Origin of the sequence: Grimontia kaedaensis (assembly GCF_023746615.1) — a bacterium.
In the GTDB taxonomy this organism is placed as follows: domain Bacteria; phylum Pseudomonadota; class Gammaproteobacteria; order Enterobacterales; family Vibrionaceae; genus Enterovibrio; species Enterovibrio kaedaensis.
This window is the reverse complement of sequence record NZ_CP082275.1, coordinates 1,369,030-1,391,539: the sequence shown is the minus strand read 5'-3', so window position 1 is coordinate 1,391,539 and position 22,510 is coordinate 1,369,030. Positions and strand designations below refer to the sequence as shown.

General features: G+C 46.5%; 8 protein-coding genes and 3 pseudogenes. 3 read left to right on the top strand and 8 right to left on the bottom strand.

Going from position 1 to position 22,510, the window contains the following annotated elements; all coding sequences use genetic code 11:
- Positions 1–423: 423 nt before the first annotated feature.
- From K6Q96_RS06485 to K6Q96_RS06465, 5 genes and pseudogenes are all read right to left on the bottom strand, one after another.
- Positions 424–1,386, bottom strand: coding sequence for a transposase (locus K6Q96_RS06485; protein ID WP_251878791.1), 963 nt, complete (start codon positions 1,384–1,386; stop codon positions 424–426).
- A gap of 166 nt (positions 1,387–1,552) precedes the next feature.
- Positions 1,553–1,816 (bottom strand): annotated as a pseudogene (locus K6Q96_RS06480) (transposase); the annotation flags it as partial.
- 681 nt (positions 1,817–2,497) lie between these two features.
- A pseudogene (locus K6Q96_RS06475) lies at positions 2,498–2,725 on the bottom strand (transposase); the annotation flags it as partial.
- A 160-nt stretch (positions 2,726–2,885) separates the two neighbouring features.
- A pseudogene (locus tag K6Q96_RS06470) lies at positions 2,886–3,098 on the bottom strand (alpha-amylase family glycosyl hydrolase); the annotation flags it as partial.
- Between the two features lie 95 nt (positions 3,099–3,193).
- On the bottom strand, positions 3,194–4,132 hold the full coding sequence (locus K6Q96_RS06465; protein ID WP_251878789.1) for a transposase: 939 nt from the start codon (positions 4,130–4,132) through the stop codon (positions 3,194–3,196).
- Positions 4,133–4,949: 817 nt separating this feature from the next.
- On the opposite strand from K6Q96_RS06465, the gene K6Q96_RS06460 reads away from it, so the two are divergent.
- Together K6Q96_RS06460 and K6Q96_RS06455 are read left to right on the top strand one after the other, a co-directional pair.
- Positions 4,950–7,088, top strand: coding sequence for a helix-turn-helix domain-containing protein (locus K6Q96_RS06460; RefSeq protein ID WP_251878787.1), 2,139 nt, complete (start codon positions 4,950–4,952; stop codon positions 7,086–7,088).
- A 496-nt stretch (positions 7,089–7,584) separates the two neighbouring features.
- Entirely contained in the window at positions 7,585–9,564 is a 1,980-nt protein-coding gene (locus tag K6Q96_RS06455) for an ATP-dependent nuclease (RefSeq protein WP_251878785.1), read from the top strand.
- A 526-nt stretch (positions 9,565–10,090) separates the two neighbouring features.
- Here the strand turns inward: K6Q96_RS06455 and K6Q96_RS06450 are convergent.
- From K6Q96_RS06450 to K6Q96_RS06440, 3 genes are all read right to left on the bottom strand, one after another.
- Positions 10,091–10,567, bottom strand: a complete 477-nt coding sequence (locus K6Q96_RS06450; RefSeq protein WP_251878783.1) for a Dps family protein — start codon at positions 10,565–10,567, stop codon at positions 10,091–10,093.
- 145 nt (positions 10,568–10,712) lie between these two features.
- Entirely contained in the window at positions 10,713–11,450 is a 738-nt protein-coding gene (locus K6Q96_RS06445; RefSeq protein WP_251878781.1) for a glycerophosphoryl diester phosphodiesterase, read from the bottom strand.
- Positions 11,451–11,598: 148 nt separating this feature from the next.
- Positions 11,599–20,907: a retention module-containing protein gene (locus tag K6Q96_RS06440; protein WP_251878779.1), complete on the bottom strand. Its 9,309-nt coding sequence runs from the start codon at positions 20,905–20,907 to the stop codon at positions 11,599–11,601.
- Between the two features lie 387 nt (positions 20,908–21,294).
- Between K6Q96_RS06440 and K6Q96_RS06435 the strand changes: the two genes are divergently transcribed.
- Complete coding sequence (locus K6Q96_RS06435; protein WP_251878778.1) at positions 21,295–22,464, top strand: Card1-like endonuclease domain-containing protein; 1,170 nt, start codon at positions 21,295–21,297, stop codon at positions 22,462–22,464.
- Positions 22,465–22,510 lie beyond the last annotated feature (46 nt).

Below are 22,510 nucleotides of genomic sequence, written 5' to 3'. Positions count from 1 at the left end.
CTCTGAAGAAGCACTATTTTTTTTATGGAGATCATAAATTGATCAAGTCTCGTCCTGAGTTAAGCCAACCTCTTGAATGTTAAATCACGTCGAGAAATAAGGCGTTCAATTAATGAGAATTCAACATATCTGGTATGCATTGTTTTTGAGTATTTTGATTTATTTCGTCATCTTTAAAGGTGCTTTTTTAACACATGCTTTAAAGGAGAGAAAAGACGGAGAGAAAAGAGGACAGACATCTTAAGAATAATAAAAAGTAGTGCCTCCATGATTAGGTTAACCGCTTAAATGAACGAATATTTACGACGTTCTGACTTAGCTTCGAAGCCTAAACCGACGTTTGGCTTGATTTAGCTCTGTCATAGTCAGCAAAAACATCAGGCAACGGCCTGATTATTAAAAGATGGAATAGAGAGAGGATGATCAGTTGTCAGGTAAACGTATCCCTGAGACTCTTTGGCGCTGAAAAAATGGTAATGCCGCTTTGATGGCGTTTTCTGTCCCTACCATGTTGCCAGTTTCAATGTTTGAGGATGTTCTCAGCCAAAGGGACCGATCAACACCAAGGCGTTCCAGTAACGGTGGCAGTTTCGCGTCTATATGCCCACGCTTATCATCACGCACTTGCCTGCCAGTCCAATCAACCAATTCCAGATAGTCCAATAATCGAAAGGGGATACCGTCTGGCTGGTCTTTACGCGGATATCCCGCGAATACATGTAAACCTTCAGCATTAACCTGGTTATTTCTCAGTGCTTCGATTCGGGCTTTGACCGACGTGTACTCAGACGACTCAGGCGAATCAGCGATATCTGCGCGAATGGGATTGAGGTCAACATAAGCCATCGCTGCCGCCAACGCCTTTTCATCCAACAATGCCTGACTCTTAAAACGCCCCTCCCAGAAGTGGCCGGTGCACTGGTCTTCACGGTTTGCTTCTGCCGCAATGTATTGATTCAACAAGCGCATAAACCAACTGATGGAGGTCAAGCGCTCTCGCCATGTTTCAATGAATTCCATACATCGTTCATTTTCTGCCTCAGACATTGCTTCACCCCGCATAAAGCGTTGTATAAGGACAGGAGCTTGATGAAACACTAACCACCGCTCTGCGACATTTAGCGCTGATAACGCTTTGGCACTCTCTATGTTGATATGCAGAACGACATGGTAATGGTTGCTCATAATTGCGTAAGCGCACACATCAATACAAAAGGCATCGGCTAATGCTAGAAGTCGTTCCTCTATCCATCCACGACGGTGTTCAAAGCACTTTCCCTGCGCGTCATCGAAGCCGCAAAGAAAAGAGCGCCGGACACAACGGGATACGCAGTGATAGTAAGGTGTAGCATCAACATTAATCAGTGAGGCACGTGCAGTTGTCATAGGGAATTCGGATATTTCAGATCGGCGTCGTATTCACATACCCTAACTTAGTCAGCCTTTTATTGCTGGATAAATACACAGGTATGGGGTGATGTTCACGAAGGGCTGAAACTAACAATTTTGACTTTTCTTAAAGTGTCTGTCCTTCTAAATCCTTTCTGTTTAGCGGTGATAACGCTTTGGCACTCTCTATGTTGATATGCAGAACGACATGGTAATGGTTGCTCATAATGGCGTAAGCGCACACATCAATACAAAAGGCATCGGCTAATGCTAGAAGTCGTTCCTCTATCCATCCGCGACGGTGTTCAAAGCACTTTCCCTGTGCGTCATCGAAGCCGCAAAGAAAAGAGCGCCGGACACAACGGGATACGCAGTGATAGTAAGGTGTAGCATCAACATTAATCAGCGAGGCACGTGCAGTTGTCATAGGGAATTCGTATATTTCAGATCGGCGTCGTATTCACATACCCTAACTTAGTCAGCCTTTTATTGCTGGATAAATACACAGGTATGGGGTGACGTTCACGCAGGGCTGAAACTGACAATTCTGACTTTTCTTACAGTGTCTGTCCTTCTAAACCTTGATTTTTCTTAAAGTGTCTGTCCTTCTAAATCCTCTGTTTGGCTTGACGTTCGGGGAGCGTCCATATATGTCCTTCTAAATCCTCTCACTCTTATGCTATCTCCTGCTTATGTCTTTCCTGAACCAACCTCTCAATATGCAACTTGTTGGTTTTATTGATAGAAGTCGCAATATTTGTACGGACTTATGGATAGAATATAGCCCACATTTATATACATATTTTTTATCGATATTTGATTATTGAGGCAATAGAGACTTAGATGATTTATCCAGCTTTTCTTAAAGTGTCTGTCCTTCTAAATCGTTTCAGATCGGCGTCGGATTTGCCTACCCTAACTTAGCCAGCCTTTTATTGCTGGATAAATACACAGGTATGGGGTGATGTTCACGAAGGGCTGAAACTGACAATTTTGACTTTTCTTAAAGTGTCTGTCCTTCTAAATCCTTGGTATGGGGTGACGTTCACGCAGGGCTGAAACTGATAGTTTTGATTTTTCTTAAAGTGTCTGTCCTTCTAAATCCTTGCAGAACGACATGGTAATGGTTGCTCATAATTGCGTAAGCGCACACATCAATACAAAAGGCATCGGCTAATGCTAGAAGTCGTTCCTCTATCCATCCGCGACGGTGTTCAAAGCACTTTCCCTGTGCGTCGTCGAAGCCGCAAAGAAAAGAGCGCCGGACACAACGGGATACGCAGTGATAGTAAGGTGTAGCATCAACATTAATCAGTGAGGCACGTGCAGTTGTCATAGGGAATTCGGATATTTCAGATCGGCGTCAGATTTACCTACCCTAACTTAGTCAGCCTTTTATTGCTGGATAAATATACAGGCATGAGGTGACGTTCACGCAGCGCTGAAACTGACAATTTTGACTTTTCTTAAAGTGTCTGTCCTTCTAAATCCTCGCTATGGTTGCTCATAATTGCGTAAGCGCACACATCAATACAAAAGGCATCGGCTAATGCTAGAAGTCGTTCCTCTATCCATCCGCGACGGTGTTCAAAGCACTTTCCCTGTGCGTCATCGAAGCCGCAAAGAAAAGAGCGCCGGACACAACGGGATACGCAGTGATAGTAAGGTGTGGCATCAACATTAATCAGTGAGGCACGTGCAGTTGTCATAGGGAATTCGGATATTTCAGATCGGCGTCGTATTCACATACCCTAACTTAGTCAGCCTTTTATTGCTGGATAAATATACAGGCATGGGGTGACGTTCACGCAGGGCTGAAACTGACAATTTTGACTTTTCTTAAAGTGTCTGTCCTTCTAAATCCGTTTCTTAAAGTGTCTGTCCTTCTAAATCTTCTCAGCCAAAGGGACCGATCAACACCAAGGCGTTCCAGTAACGGCGGCAGTTTCGCGTCTATCTGCCCACGCTTATCATCACGAACTTGCCTGCCCGTCCAATCAACCAACTCCAGATAGTCCAATAATCGAAAGGGGATACCGTCTGGCTGGTCTTTACGCGGATATCCCGCGAATACATGTAAACCTTCAGCATTAACCTGGTTATTTCTCAGTGCTTCGATTCGGGCTTTGACCGACGTGTACTCAGACGACTCAGGCGAATCAGCGATATCTGCACGAATGGGATTGAGGTCAACATAAGCCATCGCTGCCGCCAACGCCTTTGCATCCAACAATGCCTGACTCTTAAAACGCCCCTCCCAGAAGTGGCCGGTGCACTGGTCTTCACGGTTTGCTTCTGCCGCAATGTATTGATTCAACAAGCGCATAAACCAACTGATGGAGGTCAAGCGCTCTCGCCATGTTTCAATGAATTCCATACATCGTTCATTTTCTGCCTCAGACATTGCTTCACCCCGCATAAAGCGTTGGATAAGGACAGGAGCTTGATGAAACACTAACCACCGCTCTGCGACATTTAGCGGTGATAACGCTTTGGCACTCTCTATGTTGATATGCAGAACGACATGGTAATGGTTGCTCATAATTGCGTAAGCGCACACATCAATACAAAAGGCATCGGCTAATGCTAGAAGTCGTTCCTCTATCCATCCGCGACGGTGTTCAAAGCACTTTCCCTGTGCGTCATCGAAGCCGCAAAGAAAAGAGCGCCGGACACAACGGGATACGCAGTGATAGTAAGGTGTGGCATCAACATTAATCAGTGAGGCACGTGCAGTTGTCATAAGGAATTCGGATATTTCAGATCGGCGTCGTATTCACATACCCTAACTTAGTCAGCCTTTTATCGCTGGATAAATATACAGGTATGGGGTGACGTTCACGCAGGGCTGAAACTGACAATTTTGACTTTTCTTAAAGTGTCTGTCCTTCTAAATCCCTTTCTTAAAGTGTCTGTCCTTCTAAACCTCTCCATATATGTCCTTCTAAATCCCTCCTAAGGGGAAGGACAAGATAGGGTTTGGCTCTTATGCCCTCGCCTGCTTATGCCTTCCCTGAACCAACCTCTCAATATGCAACTTGTTGGTTTTATTGATAGGAGTCGCAGTATTTGTACGGCCTTATGGATAGAATATCGTCCATGTTTATGTATATAGCTTTGTGAAGTGTTTGGGTGTTGAGGCAGGTAGGGAGCTGGGTGATGCGTTCTGTAATTAGGAGAAGCACTTTTTAAATGCTTGGTATTGAACCTGTAAATCAATAGTGCCCCTAAACCACTTAGATTAGTTACTCTTCACTAAACAAATATTTATATTGACCAATATGTTCTAAAGTCAGAAGCAGATAGATGGAGTCCTTGAAAACTCTAAACATTAGGGTATTTTTTTCGATTGAATCCTCTAAAAGTACAGTAGATCATTATGAGGTTGACTTCATATTATCGACCGGTATCTGTACGACTTTGATGTGGAATAGTGATTTAGGCTACCTTTGCCCTTTATTTGGGTTTTAATACTAAGTTTGGGTTATTTTTTGTCCAGATATAAATTGCAGTTGTTGGGTTAAGTATGTGCTTTACTTTGAGACTAGGATTTGATGAATATGTTAACTGAGACGAATCGCGATGAATTCTACAAAGCAGCCGATTCCTTAAAAAGGTTCAAGCGAGCTGAGATTAGAGATGAACAAGACAGATCTTTAATCGAGACTCTGTACACCGACCTTCTACCTGAAAATCAAGTTTATAAAATGATGCTTTCCGATAACACCACTTTCTTAGTTGGAAGAAAAGGAACAGGAAAGTCCACGATTATTCTTAGGTTGGAAAGTGAATATAGAAAAAGAAACGATTACCTTCCTTGTTACATAGACACTAAGACTGTTTTCGAAAGCACTAAAAGTGACTATCAGAACTTAGACTATTTAAAAGGAAAAATTCCTGAAGAGGTCATTGGAAAATACCTAGTAGAAAGAGCGTTTATACAAAGCATATTGAAGTCCATAGTAAAAGAATTAGAAATAAAAGCTGACTCTTATGTTAGTAAGATTGCGAATAAGTTTGGATTAAGCAAAACAAATAATGTAAAGGAAAGAGTCCGTAACCTTCTTGGTAAAATCGAAAATAACGAACACCTTAAATCAATTGAGCTACCTGTAATTAATGACTTCGTTAGTACTTTTTCAATGGGAGGGGAACAGGAAACATCGACTTCAAACAGATTAAATTCTGACTCAAGGTTAATGGTTGACAATAAGGGTGGAAATGCTGAGATAAAAGTAGGTGGCGGAATTAACCATTCGGAGAGAGCAAAACAGATTGAGTCTTGGGAGAAGCAAATCTCAGGAACCTTACTGAAGGTATTCCAGATAAAAGATGTTCTAGACGAAGTGAGAGATGTTCTAGGAAATCTAAAAATAAAGAAGTTAGTTATATTCTTAGATGACTTTTCAGAAGTAGATGAATCAACAATTAAGAATTTTGTAAATGTTGTATTAGCTCCCTTAAACAACTGGGGAGATGAATTTATTTGCTTCAAGGTGGCTGCATATCCAAATCGTATCTACTTTGGTGATATTGACAAAGGCAAAGTTGATATCATTGATTTAGACTTCTATAACCTTTACTCAAACTATGACAAGAATACAATGGAGTCGCTATCTCTAGATTTTACTAAGAGGCTAATTACAAATAGAATAAAATATTTCAGTACTAAATCAATTGAGGAATTTTTTGAGATTAATAACTCTAATAGTCTAGATGACTACATGGATCTATTGTTCAAATGCACTATGAATGTTCCTAGGATTATTGGTTACATTCTTTATTATTGCCATCAGACACATGTTTCAACAGGAAGAAAAATAAACAAATCATCCATTGAAAGTGCCGCTCAAAAATATTACGAAAAGGTTATATCTTCATTCTTTGACATGACAACGAATAGTTTATTGTCATTCGATGAAAAAGTTTCAGAGTTACAGCAAAAAGACTTACTTAATATTTTTATAGGTCAACTTAAAAACATTAGAAAACAGATTGTAATCGGTGAGCTCAAAGGTGCCGTTTACCAATCAGACAAAAAAAATCCGTATACAAGCCATTTTAATTTTTCTCCTAACTTAGAAAAGTTTGTAAGGACGTTAGAACTAAACTTCTTTATATCAAAGTATACGGAAATGAGTGATCGTGATGGGAAAAAAGTTTCAGTTTATTGCTTGAATTATGGCTTAGCGCTGCTTGAGAACATGAGGTGGGGTAAACCTTCTGGTAGCGAATTCAGAAAATACTTTATTGCTCGTCCTTTTAGCTTTGACAGTATCTTTGAAGAGTTCTTAAGAGAGTCAAAGCACATACAGTGCATAAACCCTGTATGTGGGAAATCTTATCCATATGACCAATTACCTTTCCTAGAGTTTAACAAAATGAGATGTAATGAGTGTCATAGTGAAGTTAAAGTTAAGTCTGTATCTGATGACATTAAAACTGAGTTGGAAAAAATTGATAAGGCAAAGTTACTACCTGCGATAGATCTTGGAGTGTTACATGAACTCAATAGTAGTAACGAAAAGAAATACGCTAGAGACTTATCAGAAGAGCTTGATATTTCTTCGCACCTTATCGCCAAACGCGCCAAGAAGTTAGATGAGGATAAGGGTTTGATAGATAGAGATAGAAGTGAGAATCTAATCAAATACTCTATATCTAAAAAGGCTATGAGGGAATACTTTAATACTAACTAAGGTTAACAGGGAGTAATTAGTTCAAGCCAAGCCCTACTAACAAAGAGTGATTCAGCTAGTCTAGTCTTACTGCCGGAATAGCTGAATCGTTAATTTCTTCATTACATATAATTAGCCGGAGTACCGCACCTTTAGTCAATACTTTCGAACTACAAAGTCATTTACCTACATCCAGCTAATTCAAACTACGCTACTTAGCTCTTAGACCCTAATTCATTTCTGCTCCAAACTGAGTTGGCGACAGCAAACCACATAAGTCTCGCCTCAATAGCTTTCGATAGATTTCCGTATGGCAACGTGAGGTGTGTTGAAATATCCAAATTAGCCGCACCTTCATGTTCATGATTTAGTAATAAATCATGATACTATATTAAAAACATGAGGTTACATTTAACCATTGTGTCTCGCAGATGTGTGAAATATTCCAGAGTGATATGTTTACATCCCACCTTGGGATTGAAAAAATGTTAGCACCCAAATATAAGAGTATTTGAAATTGACCAATAATAAGATTTCTTTCAATGGTGTTCATAAATCAATAACTGGCCTACCTGAAACCACTTTACCGAAGTTAGTCGTTCTTACTGGACGTAATGGCTCGGGTAAGACCCACTTATTGCAGGCAATAAATGAAGGATATGTTCGGTCTACTTTAGCACCAAATTTTCAGTCAGATGTACTACTGTTTGATTGGAATACCATTATTCCAAAGGATACTGGAGTGTTTCACCCGTCTCAGCATCAAACTCAGCGCTCTAATTGGTTTCAACAAATTAGAGCCCATCAAGAAACCAGTCTGAAGCAAGTCCAGCAACAATTGATTTCCTGGGGAATCCCTGCCGAACACTGTACTACCCTCACCAAGATTCGATCGCTTGACGAGGAAAAGTTACAGAGTTTACTAGCTAATTCACAAAAAGCCTCTACCGTATATGAGAGTTTAAAGAAATTGCTAAATAAAAGTGCTCAGAAAATCTACAGTCAAACCCTGAGAAATATTGGTGACGAACAGTGGAAAAAAGCCGCTCAAAAAATCTCCCAAGAAACCCCTGATATATTCCTGGAAACCTCAGAGTCAAAATTTTTTAGTAACAGGAAGCTATTATGGGGTGAGGTTGATGCATTTCAACAAGCTTTCGGCCGATTATTTTCAACATATAGAGACCTAATTCATCTTAATGATAGACTAGAAAAATACCCGCCAAAAAATGACGAAGGCCTCAAGTATTTAAATCAAGAGCAGTTTGTTGATAAGCACGGAGAGCCACCATGGGACTTTGTAAATAGAATACTGGAGGTTTGCAACCTTGATTTTCGTGTAGAGCCACCACCTCTACATGAAGTTTCATCATATGAGCCAAAACTTAATAAGCTCTCAAAAGATGTCGAAATGAGGTTTCAAGATTTGTCTTCGGGTGAAAAGGTATTAATGTCTTTCGCATTGTGCCTTTACAATGCTAGCGATGAACGCCAAGAAAAGCATTTCCCTAAATTGCTACTTTTGGATGAAGTTGATGCGCCACTTCATCCTTCTATGGTGGTCTCTTTGCTTAAAACTATCCAGGATGTACTGGTTGACGGTAAAGGGGTGTCTGTAATACTAACCACACATAGTCCTTCTACGGTCGCTCTTGCTCCAGAAGAAACATTGTATGAAATGAATCCATCTGGACCTTTAGTAGAGAAAATTCCTCGATCTAGAGCATTATCTATTTTAACTGCTGGTGTGCCGACACTGTCTATATCATTTGATGGTCGCAGGCAAATATTTGTTGAAAGCAAAACAGATGCGTTCATCTATGAAAAACTCTATCAAGCATATAAACAAAGGCTAAACACAGAAAGGTCTCTTTCGTTTATTGAAATTGGAAGAACAGACTCATCAGGAGTCGAGAAGAACTCTGGTTGCGCTCAAGTAGAGCGTATTGTTACCGCTCTAATTGAAAATGGCAATTCTAGTGTTTTCGGTCTGGTTGATTGGGATGGCAATAGAGAGCCCTGCGAAAGGATTCAAGTTTTATCTCCCGGAATTAGGGATGGCATCGAAACGCTGGTTCTCGATCCTGTGTTACTTACAGCTACCGTTATAAAGGAAAATCACCAATTTTGTGTTGATAAGAAAATCATTAACGAAGGCGACCGTTATACTCATATAGGGGCATGGGAACAGTCTAAATGGCAATCCACTATTAACATAGTTCAAGATATAATTTTTAATCAAAACCTACCAGATGATTATGAGAACATTTCGTATCTCAACGGCATGAGTTTGGATGTTAATAGAAAGTATTTACACATGGATGACCATGCATTGGAAGAACGTGTGATATCAGAATTTGCCTTTCTACGACCCAAAAATCATCATGCAGGAGGATTAATGAAGCATATTGTGACATCTATATTAGGGGATTATCCTGATTTATTACCTCAAGATCTAATTACAACATTTTCTACGATCCTGGATTTTGACGTGTAAAAAGCTAACAAGGCGCAGGTGTCGGAAAAACTTTCATTGCACACCAAATATGCTGCAGTACGGAGCATTAGATGGCTTCAATTGGTAAATGGACAGACTTTTTAGAAAAGTAGTAAAAGACAACGCTGACCTCATGTGGACCGAAATTTAGGCGTGCTTAGGATTTATGAAGACTGGAGAATCTCAGAAAGCTAAACAGTGGAACATTTCAGGGCAAGGTAACTAACACATATGAGCCCTGCTCCGGTTAATAGGCAATAGCATTCTTTTTTGGCTGCCTCAGCAGCCAATGCTCTCGAAGAACAAAATCGTCTGCTTCGTTTTGCCCAATCTGAGGATATCCGAATTGGGCTGCTGCGGGTACAGACTCCAACTTACTTCTGTCCCAAAGGACTTCTAAACCCAACCCCTCTCCTAACCTCCCCCTTAAAAAGTTGGAGGAACCAAACGCCCCAACAAAACACAAAGACCGCCTCCCGGCGGTCTTTTGTCTTACACAACATTGCTTGCTTTTAATCTTTACGGCTTAGCCGTTTTCACGCATGGCGCGGAGCATCCAGGCGGTTTTCTCGTGCTCTCGCATACGGTCTGAGACCAGTGATGCGGAAGATTCGTCGTCTGCGTCTTGGGCTACTTTCAACACGCTTCTTGCAGTGCGTACCACTTGCTCGTGACCTTTGGTGAGAATATCCACCATGTCATCAGCGCTTGGTACACCTTCTACTTCTTCAATCGCGCTCAGTTCTGCAAACGCTTTGTACGTGCCCGGTGCAGCAACGCCAAGGGTACGAATTCGCTCTGCAATTTCATCTACCGCCAGTGCCAGCGCGTTGTAATGCTCTTCAAACAGCAGGTGCAGTTCACGGAATTGTTTACCCGTAACATTCCAGTGGAAGTTGTGTGTTTGCAGGTACAGGGTGTATGAATCCGCCAATAGGCGTTTTAGCCCTTCTGCAATTTCAATTCTGTCTTGTTCTTGAATGCCGATATTAATGCTTGTCATAACCCTATCCCCTTTTGTGTTGGCTTCCGCAAATGGTGCGTCGCCTTAATGTCTATGGAGATATCTTATGACGTGAGAAGTGATAGGTATAATCGTTGGTGTTTATAGATTCAATCTGTCATACCTATCACTGAGCGTGGGGGTTTTAGCCGTTGCGGTATCGCGACGGGAATTGGTGGCCGATGTCGGTGAATACACCGTCTACGCCCCAGTTAAAGAGCTGGTTGGCGCGCATCAGGCTATTTACCGTGTACACGTTCACTTCTAAGCCAAGATCTTTGAATTCTTCAACTTTGGCTTTGGTCAGGCCTTCATCGGCGACATGGATGGTGTCGGACTGACAGGCCTGCATAATGGCAAGCCAATCACCCGGCATCTCTTTGTCGAACAAGCATGCGACGGGAATGTCTGGGCAACGGCGCTTGAATTCGGCCAATACCAGTGGGTTGAAGCAAGAAATCAGCACGCTGGCGTCTTTGTTGAGGTTTTTCATGCCTTCAATCACGCCGCTGATAAGCTTCTCGGTATTTTCCCAGCTACTGGTGCAAGCTTTGATTTCAATGTTGGCGTTGAGCTTGAGGATGTTCATCAAGGTAATGAACTGATCAAAGGTTGGCAGCTTCTCACCGATAAACTCGTCTCCGAACCAGCTTCCGGCGTCGATATCTTCCAAATCTTCTCGGGTGAAGTCGTAGAGACTTCCTGAATGGTCAGTGCAGCGGTCGAGGGTATCGTCGTGGCAAAGCACAATGGTGCCATCGGCGAGGATATCCACATCGCACTCGACCCATTTCAAGCCGTGCTCGGCGCAAAGTGAAAAAGCAGCCAGTGTATTTTCAGGGGCTATGGCTGACATCCCCCTGTGGGCGTAAAGGGTTTTCATTTTTGTTTTCTTTAGTTATTGAATGACTCAGTCAATAGAACCTAAAACTTACATCAAGTTTTAGATTTCCGACATAAAAAAGCACCGCTTATTGCAGTGCTTTTGTATTTGCTTCAAGAATTAAACGCCATTATCTCAGGTAAGGTGCTTAATCGAGCTTGAGGGTTTGAAGCTGAACCAGCTCTGTCAGGATTTGCGTGGTAGTCGCACCGTCTGCAAGGCCAAGGTCGGACAGCCCAACAGAATCCAACACAACGTCTTGCGACTCCATGCTGCCCGCAGTTTGCGATATATGGAGCGTCAGGCTGCCATCAACACCCGCTTCCGGACGAATGTAATCCAGCAACTGCTCAATGGTTGATGAGCCGTCAACAGTATCTGGCAGCAGTGCGGAAATATCCAGCTTGTCGCCTGTGGTGGCTGTGCCGACATCGAAGTCAGTGATGGTATCTACCGTTAAGGTTGCTGCATCCACATCCGACTCCGCCCAAGTGTAGGTATCATCCCCTGCGCCGCCAGTCATGGTGTCGTTCCCGAGACCTCCGGAAAGCGTATCGCTGCCCTCTCCGCCAACAAGAATGTCTTCACCATCACCGCCGACTAGAATGTCATTGCCCAAACCGCCCGTGACAGTGTCATCCCCGTCGCCTGCGTAAATGCGCTCGCCATCGTCGCTTGCAGTGAGTGTTTCATCCGCTTCGGTACCGAATTGCGTCGTCGCTGGGTCGAATACCACCAGTTGGCCTGCCATCATCATGGATTCGAGGATTTCATCTTGCGTGAAGCCAGATGCATCCATACCCAGCAGAACATTAAGCGTGACGCCTTCAACAATGATGTTCTGGATTGGCTGGCTGCTGTCGTCCAATACCTGAATACGGGTGTTGCCGTCGACGGTTTGGATATCCAGTCGGTTTGCCAGATCGGTGAAGGTGACAATCCCAGTGGAATCGAACGCGTCGGAGATATCGATAACATCAATGCCCGATTCGAAGTCTTTAATGGTGTCTGTCGCTGCCGCGGCTGCGGTGCCGAAGTCACCTGACTGCCATTTGAAGGTGTCTTTGACGCCATCTCCGGTGCCACCGATTTTGCCACCCCACATTTCATCATCACCAGCGCCGCCGGTGAGAATATCTTCGCCAAGGCCACCTGCGACGATGTCGTCTCCATCACCACCATGAACTTCGGTGTCTGCATCGCCATCAACCACCAGGTTATCTGCGCTGCTATCCGCCGGAGGCGTGTTCAGTTCACCTGTGGTTTCGGTATCTACCACGTTCGCGTTGATGGTGAGTGTGGCTTGCTGCGGTTCCCCATCGCCCACATCAGAAAGCGCTGTGACGGTAATATCGCCCGGAGGCTGTGCACTGAAGCGAATGTTAAGGTCGCTCAGCGTCAGGGTTTCCAGCTCTGCTTGGCTGAATGTCCAGGTGCCGTCACCATTGTTAGTCCCGACTGGCGTACCTGCTGCATCAACGATTTCTGCCGCTGTACCCATGCCGCTGAAGGTGAGGCTGAACTCGTTATCGATTGGGTCAACCAGTGATGCCATCAAGCCAAGCAGTGGCACCAGTGCGCCCGTGGCTGCGCGCATTGACGCCAGTTGCGTTGCAGCAGTGAGTTCTGGCAAATCCGATTTCGGTGCAACAATGATTGCCACTTCATCGCGGTCGAATTTCTGGCCGCCAGAACCAAAGTTACCGCGGTCGCGCGTGGTCATGGTCAGGCTGTCTTCACCTGACGTATTTTCACCGGCGAATGCGTAGTCCACGCCTTCTGCCAACAAGGCATTGATGGCATCAATATCGCCTTCAATCACCAGTGTGTTCGTGCCATCACCGGTAACGGTAATGCCAGTTGTGTCGCCTTTCAGGGTCAAGCTGTTACCCGCTCCCACCACCAGCTCCACATTGACAATGCTGGCGCCATCACGGGCATCCACATCTTCGACTTGTAGGTCAGTGATGGTGAGCACGGTGTCTTCTTCCGCATCGTAGCTGTCAGCCAGAATGTTGACTGGCTCGTCGTTCACTGCGCTGACGCTGACGTTCACCTGTTTGTTCACCACATCGTCAGAGACGGCGCCGTTATCGACTGTCTGTATCGCCAGATCCAGCGTGTAAGTGCCGTTTCCATCCTGTGGTGGCACAAAGGTCAGGTCGGTGAGCTCCGTGGCTGCTACTGTGATGACCACGTCGCCGCCGTCTGAGGTTTCCGGTGTCACTGTGCCTGTGACGCCATCTGGCAGTACTAATTGGCCGCCTTCCGGCACGCCAGAAACAGTGATGAGCAAGGTTTCTGGTTCATTTTCCGTGAACGACACGCCCGGAGGCTGAGTAGCGGACAGGGTGTCTGTGTCGTCTTTGACAGAGATATCCAAATCCAGTGCGATCTCGGTGTCTTCTTCACCTGACGCGCTGCCGTCAACAAACGCTATGGCACCATCGCCCTCTGGCTCCACCGTCAGTGAAAGCTCCTGGCTTTGACCAACGACGAAGTTTGCGCCTGCTTCTTTGGTGTAAACCGTCATCATCAGATCGACTTCACCACTGAAGTTGGCCGGAGGGATGATCTGCAACTGTGACAGTGAAGAAAGATCGGTCACGTTACTTCCGGCAATGACCCAAATGCCACTGCCTGCGTTCACCGCAGGTGCCGCAAAGGTAAATCCTTCCGGCACGTTGGAAATAGAAACCGATGACAGTGATTCAGAGCCGTCAATATCGGAGAAAGATGCACCAAGCGCGGCCAACGAGAGCCCACCAGCTTCATCTTCTGTCATGGTCAGTTCTACGGTGGCGTCGTCTTCCACTTCGACACCGTCTTGCGTGAAGGTCACTTCATCATGAACCGGCACCACCTCAAACGAGAAACTGGTTGATGTGGTGCGACTGTCGACACCTGTTGTCGCCGTGTCGGTGATGGTGAGCGCCGCAGATATCTCAACCGTTCCACTGAAATCTGGCGCGGGTTTGAAGGAGAAGTCTGACAGATCTGCGCCAGTAACTGTCATCGTTGATGACTCAGTGCCATCAGCCGCGACAAACACACCGACGGATGCCGGTACGGTCAATACCGCTGAAGAGATGGCTTCCAGACCGTTGGCACTGTCTACATCTGCCAGAGAACCGGCAATGCTCAATGAGATAATGCCGTCTTCCAGCGCTTCATCTGGGTAGAACTGCTCTGTATCTCCCGGCTCTACCGGCTGCGGTGGCGTTTGGTCGTTCAACCCATTGGTGCCGTTCACCGTCAAGCTGAAAGAGAAATCTGTTGAGCCGTCGCCCGGTTGCTCAGCACCATCCGGTGGTGGTAAATCAACCAGAGGTTTCACATCGACCTGCACATTCACTGTGGTGGTTTCGGTATCACCGCTTGATGAGTCCAGATTGACAAAATTGACCGGAATGTTCATGACACCCGCAAAATCGTCCGGCGGCGTCATGGTCAATGTTGATAGATCAAACCCTGACGGATAAGGGTTACCGCTGCTCTCTCGTGGCGGCGTGAAAACGTAGGTGTCATTTTCAAAGTGATAGATGGCACCGCTGATAACAGTTCCTTCCGGAATTTCATCGCCGTTGATCACAACCGTCACCTGATCGAATTCGACGTCTTCCGTCAAACCAGAGCCAGAAGGCCATTCGATCGCATCGCCCAGCCCTTCCAGCGAGATAGCGTTATCTTCATCGCCTTCGATCACCACAGGCGTCGCGGGTTGTTCAATAACCTGGGCCTGATTGGCATCGACATTCACGTTCTGATAGTTAAGAGTGATTTGGGTTTCGATGGTTTCAGGCAAACTGGTATCGCCTTCACCCGCATCACCTTCGTCAATCACCAACGCAGAGATGGTAAAGGTTGTCTGTTGGACAGTAGGGGTATTGGCGGGCGCAACAATGCTGAAATTATTCGGGTCACTGACCACCCATCCCATCTGGCCATCGTATACCGCGCCAGTCACCAAGAAGCCGTCAGGTAAATCGCTGATATAAACGTTCAGGAAACTCTCGGTACTGGAGGTGTCTGGGCTAACAATCTGGAGTGCATTGATCAGATCAACATTGCCCAGTGAATCTGTAGAGATTTCAGTGGTCGGGTTGCCCGCGTTGTCTCGGAACGCAAGTTCGCTATCTTCCGTTTCAACCACCGCCTGAATATCAACATTCACCGTGCCTGAAATTTCTTTTTCTACCTGACTTTCGCCTTCGAAATCGACCTGACGAACCGTGACTGTGGTTGAAAGCGTTAGATCAACATCGCTGTGCTCTTCGCGCTTCACTTGGAGCTGGTAGCCATCTGCAATCTGCGCTTCGGTAATCACCACGGTGCCGCTGGTTGGCGTCAACGCAATGGTGGTGCCATCACCTTTGATCAGTTGAACCGAATCCGTGTCGGCAAACCCTGAAATCACAGCACCCACTGCCGTTTCAACGACATCAGGTGTCGTTGAATCAGCCACACCACTGATAGAGAGATCAGGCATCCAATTGATGGTGACCCACTCATCCTCTTTACCTTCGGAGGTTGAGTCTACGTAGTCTTCTGCATCAATGATCGGAGGATTGATTTCGATGTTGATGGTTGTATTGATTGAGGTTTCATCACCATCATTTTCTGTCGCAACCAACTCCGCATTGATCGTGATATCTTTGGTCGAGTTTGGTGGCAGTTTCAGGTACACGTCACCGGCTTCAAACACGGAGACATCAATCGAGTAGGTCGGTACAGACATGCCCGAGCTACCATCTGTAATCCACTCTACGAACGCCAGTTCGACTTCCGTTGTTGAACCGTCATCGTTTTTGGTCACGAATGACGCACCATTCGGAATATTTGAAACGATAAGCGACAGGCTTTCTGAATTGTCTGCTGGCGACAAGGCCTTTTCTCCGGAAACGACGGAGAAATCCAGGAGTACTAAACCATCACCATCGACTCCATCTTCTGGCACCGTGGTAGAAACCGTGCCTGTGGTTTCATCAACCTGCCACTGACCGGCATCCGTACCCGGATTGTCTACGTTGAATTCCGGTGTGTCTGCCACACCCACAAGAATCACATCCAGCGAGGTGGCTGGAATAATACGTTCGTCGTCCGGGGAGTCTGGTGAGGTATCGACCACGATCCCTTCTACCTGAATGGTAAAGTTCTCGTTGCTGTTCACTGGCGGCACAATTTCGATCTTGTCGATATCGTCCACGGAAATACGGTCTGTGTCGTTCAAGGTGGTGATGGTGCCACCATCATTCAACTGCAGCACGGCACCGTCTGGCAAATCGAAGATGCGCACAAACATTGACTCTGAACCGTCATCATCGGTGCCCAGCGAGGTCAGGGTAATCTGGCCTGCCAGCGAAATCGCATCGCCTTCCGCCACGTCGGGGTCAGGATTGCCTGCATCTTCGTTATCAAACACACGTTGTACGCTCAAACGCGCATCTTCTGCCTGCGGTTCTACCCGCAGAATGAGAGAGGTTTCTGTTGACGCTTCTTCCACGCTTGATGGCGAGGATTCGGTAGAAACCGCTTTGATGGTGAGCGTAATGTCACCACTGAAATCCTCGTCGGGAACGAAACGTACTCGGTTTAATTGCGAGGGATCAGACAACACGTAAGAACCATCACTGCCCGAAATGAAACCACCTAAAAGCTGACCCGAGTCCGGTGACAGAGTGAATTCATAGTGCAAGGTTTCAGAGCCGTCAGTGTCTTGCAGCGCCCCTTCAAACAGTTCCGCCAGCGTGAAGTCGTCTGGGCCAAAACGCTCGTGGTCTTCGTCAACTTCAAAGATGCCATCTGCTGCCTCGCCAATCAAGCTGAGCGTCGGCACATCAGCCACGCCTTCAACCGTAATTTCCAGTGGTGACGCTGAGGTAACTGGGTTATGGCCGTTGACTTCCAGTTCGACATCAAACTGGATCAGATTGCTACCGTCGTAAGAGGAGTAATCCGGATCCGGTACGAAGGTCACGCCCGTCAAATCGAAGGTGATGGGATCGTCCGTGCTTGAGGCTTCAAACATATCGGCGCTCAGGACGATATTGCCATCAGCATCCGGCATGATTTCGGTGCCGTTAAAGTAGAACGTGCCGCCTATATCGCCCGCATCATCACGGGTAGCGAGGGTGACTTCACCATTCAGCACCAGTTGACCATCCTCTTCCAACGCTTCGCCGAGGTCGTTGTCGCCGATGTTAAGCTGCATGTTGATTGGGATACCCGCAGTGCCATCTACGCCCGCTGATTCGGTGTTGGTGTCAGCCTGGCCCTGGTCTTCGGTTCCTGTGATATCCCCGGCTGTATCTGGCGCTATGGTCAGGGTTGGTGTTTGGTCAATCAGCCCAAGCGTAAACTGACCGGTGGCGGTATCACCATCGAAGTCTTTCACTTCGAACTGGAATTGTTCGTTTTCAATGTCGCGTGGGTTATCAAGCTCAGGGTTAAGCGTAAATACCACTTCACCAAGAGGTTCATTTCTTGGATCGATAGAGATCGTTCCGAGCTTTTTGCTTGGATCGGTTGATGAGAAAATATCGAAGGTCGATGATCGGGTTAATGAGACGTCTACCCACTCAATACCGTTGTGAATACGGGAAATCAAAGTTGGGCCATCAGCTCCCGCAAGATCTTCAATTCCCGGTAACGAGCTTGGATCTTGCAGAGCCAGAACATCAATGGTCGCAGTAAAGGTACCTGAACCGTCATTGTCGAGATTCAGCGCAATGTTACCTTCCATGTGAGGCACGTCATCAACCACGGTGATTGGAACGTTGATTCGTGGAGATTCATCGCCGTCTGCATCGACTGTGTATGCCTTGAGGCTAAACACGGCTTCGTTATTGCCATCGCCTGGCGCATGATCAATCGCTGACAGTAGCTCGAATTCAAAGGTGCCATCTTGATTGAAGGTAAACTTCATAACATCACGATTATCCCCTGAACCATCATCAGCCGTGCCGAAGTAAGTTTTCGGATATGCGTCGCTTACTGGGCGCTGTTCAAGGAAAATGGGAAATCCGCTGGCTTGTACTGGTGAACCATCAGCGTACTTAACATAGTCCGTCGTATCTAACCTGTAGTCTTCGACGACGTCACCATTGGGTTTAGTTATCTCCACCGAAAGCGGATTACCGTCTTCGTCTGTCGTGTCAATATTGAGCGTACCACTTGCTTTTGAGCCTTGGTTAGAACCAGTGCCATCATCAATACTGCTCTCTTCGACGATCACACCATCACTGGTACCGAAACCAAACGTGGTTGAGTTGTCATCTACGACTACGAAGCTGATAACGCGGGGCGCTTCGATATTAGGATCCGTTGGATCGACCAGCAGATCGCCATCCGTGTCTGCAACCTGCACAGGCACTTTGACCATAATTTGCTCACCGTCAGCCGTGACAAGGCCTGAGGTGTTCTCTGAGCTCGGATCCTGAGGGTGAATCAACGGTACATATTGGGTGATTTGAGTGTCAAGAACGACACCCAAACCATCTGAACCTTGCTGAGCGGAAATTTCAATTTCCAGCGCCGTGACACCATTAAAACTGGCGACAACAACATAAGTTGGGTTGCCATCAGCATCGGTGGTCTCATTCACCACTACGCTGTCGATAGGATCGCCATCATTATTGGTGAGCTCTTCCAACTCTGTTTTCAGCGTATCGAGTTGTTCAAGCCTAACCGAAGTCGGATCGAGTCTATCCGTCGCAGCATCAATGGTGACAGTGCCAGATTGAGAATGGGACGTTGCCGAGTTCACCGGCGTGTTCTGTTCTTGCAGCTCGATGAGGTCAAGTGGATTACCGTCGTCATCTGTGCGCTCTCCACCATGCGCCACTTCACCGTCGATCAGCTTGAACGACACGTCCGATTCGTTACTGATATCACCGTCGGCATCTGTCACTGTAAACGGGAAGGTGAAGGTAGTGCTGTCGTTATCGCCGTCGCCGTCACTGTCGCCATGTTGGTCAAACGGATGGTATTGAGTGACTGTATATTCAGCAGGCTCTCCCGCAGTATCGGAAGGTTTGAGCGATATCTCGAGGACTTTTTCCGGCGTACCACCGTTATCGGTGTAAAGCGTAATCACACCAGACACTGAGGTATCAACCACGGTTGGCTGACCATGACTGGTAATGCCGGCGAACTGCGCTTCTGCTGCCGCTGCGTCAAAGTTCACGCTGGCAATGCTGTCACTGCCCAGATCAACACCGTCTGAGGTGGTGGCGGTGTTATCGGTCGCTGATGCTGCCACTTCAGTCAGTTCAACGGTCGCTTCTCCGATTATCGCCGCTGCACCATCATTGCTTTCCAGCGTCAATTGCGCTGGGCTTTGCATCAGGTCGCCGCCAGTATCCGCGACTTGCAGCGGCAGATTGATCGAAATTTTGTCGCCATCAATGTTGACGTAAGTCCCTGAACCTGTGGTGTGATCAAGCGGGCCATTTTGAGTCAGTGTGGCATTGATGTTGAGATCATTACCGCTTTGCGCTGCAGTGATCACCAGTTCAACCACGTCTTCACCACTAACGGCGCCTGTCAGAGTTAACGTGAGAACGCCATTGGCATCAAGGCTGGTTTGACGGGTAAAGACCACCGCCTCTCCATTAGAGGTAATTTCAGCAAGCTCTGCCTGCACAGCCACCCATTCGGTGGTAGCAATTTGCAGCGTACCGGGGACCAGTGCTTCGGTACCCGCTTCAATCGTGAAATTGGTGGTATCTGGCGAACCATATGGGCTGTCGTCTAAGTCACCTTCTGTGACTGACAGCGAGGCGCGCTGGCCACCCTCAGCGTCAATATCCACAGGTGTGGGACCAGGTCCTGGTGTTGGCCCAGGCACTGGTGTTGGCCCAGGTCCTGGTGTTGGCCCAGGTCCTGGCGTTGGTCCGCCATCTCCGTCATCGTCACCTGTAATGCTGCCGGTACCATCGTCGTCAGCACCGAGAAAATCTTCGGTATTGTTCAATCCGCCAAGTGGGCCAGTGGTATCAAAGCCAGCTTCAGCCAGCGTGGCAGCATAACCGTAGTCAACCACGATAAAGCCGGCATTAGCTGAGCCTCCGCCCTCGCCTGCTGCGGTTTCTTCGAAGACTTCAGTTGGGTCAACGCCCTCTAAGATCAGCTGTTGCAGTTGAGCGACATCGATATCGAGAGGGATTTCTTCGTTCAGCGCGTCGCCATTGAAAGTCACGCTGTGGGTAGCAGCATATTGTTCAACATCGGAGTCACCGAGAGGGACTAAACAGGAAGCACATTTTCCGTCGAACGCAAAGCGCTGATCTTTGCCGCTTACCACAACGGAACTGTTTTCATTTGTTAGAACGACTTGGTTTGGCGCAATTTGCATGCCCGCGCGAAGACTGATAATCCGTGCATCATCAGAAACCAAGTACGCTTGTCCATCCACCCTGTCGACGTTAAAACCGACATCGAACTCATGACCAATCATATATCTTTCCCAAACTTTGTCCGCATTTTCCTATGCGAATCCATGTCTTTAACTATTGTGCATAGAGTTTAACCAGCGAGATGACTAGTGTCTTATGTCTACCAAGCTAGTTTCATTCATTGCTCAATATTGAGAATTAATGAGACAGAATTTCATGCAATTCCATCTCCTTACTGACACAAATGACACTTTTAAGATTAGGAAACGAGGACTATTCTTGGGAACTTTTCTTGTTTGACTCATACATATGCGTAAAACAACCGTACTTTTCATAAGAATATGAGGACTAACTACTTGAATATTCCGTTCATAGCCCAGATATTGTGTTGAAGAACAACGAAGGATGAGTGCGAATTAACGTCGTTACCGTGTCCTAATGGAGAATATATGGCCACACATGTCGGTATCATTGACCAAGACCCCGTCCGATTGGTCACAGCCTTGCTGCACCGAAAGTTCAAGGCCGAAAAAGTGATTTTCATTGGTGTTGAATGCCAACGTTCACAGTATGAGCAGTTGAGTCAGGTTCTTACCCCAAAAGGTTTCGAAACTGAGTTTTTCCTGATCCCTTCAGATATCAATATCCCTCTCATTAAAGGGAAGATTGAAGAGCTTGCCAGCCGTTTGAAAGATGAAGGGACTGAAGTGTTTTTCAACGCCAGCTGTGGGTTGCGTCACCGCCTTTTGACCGCCTACGAAATTTTCCGCACCTACAACTGGCCGATTTACGTGATTGAGCCTTTCAGCGATGAGCTCTGCTGGCTATACCCGTATGGCCGTGGGCAAGAACAAGTAGAAGACCACATAAACATCAGCGATTACCTGACCATTTTTGGTGCTCGCTGTGAGCTGCCTGAAGACGATATTCGCACTGTGCTGGACACCACGATTGAAACCGTTGGCCATAAGTGGGCAAGCAATGCCTACGAATTAGGCCCAGGTCTCGCAACCCTCAACTACCTGGCGACTACCTGTCGTAAAGCGCAAAAGTTGGATGTTGAGCTGAGCGACAAACAACAAGGCTATCGCGAACTGGGCATGCTGATTGATGACCTGACCGATGCTGGCCTCTCGACTTACCAGAATGGTGTACTGACATTCTCAAGTGAAGCGGCTCGTCGGTTTGCTAACGGTGAATGGCTGGAGTGGTATGTTCACCACATTGTTGAAGAGATTAAGCGTGAGCTGCTGACAATTCAGGATTTGTCTTTGGGTGTGCAGGTTTACCGACAAATCGGCGACAAAGAAGTGCGTAACGAGCTTGATGTCGCGACTGTTGTGAACAACAAACTTCACATCATTGAATGCAAGACCAAAGGCATGTCGAGTGACGGCGATGACACTTTGTATAAGTTGGAATCGATTCGCGACCTTCTTGGTGGTCTTCAAGCGCGTGCCATGCTGGTTAGCTTCCGCCCTCTGCGTCACCACGACATCACCCGTGCAACAGATTTGGGCTTGGCATTGATTGGCCCTGATCAACTAGGCGATCTGAAAACTCATCTTCACGAGTGGTTCCTTCGCGCAGGCGGTCACGATAAAGGTCTGTTTGACTGATTCGTTCAGCTATAAAACACACACAAAAAGCCGACGCATTTGCGTC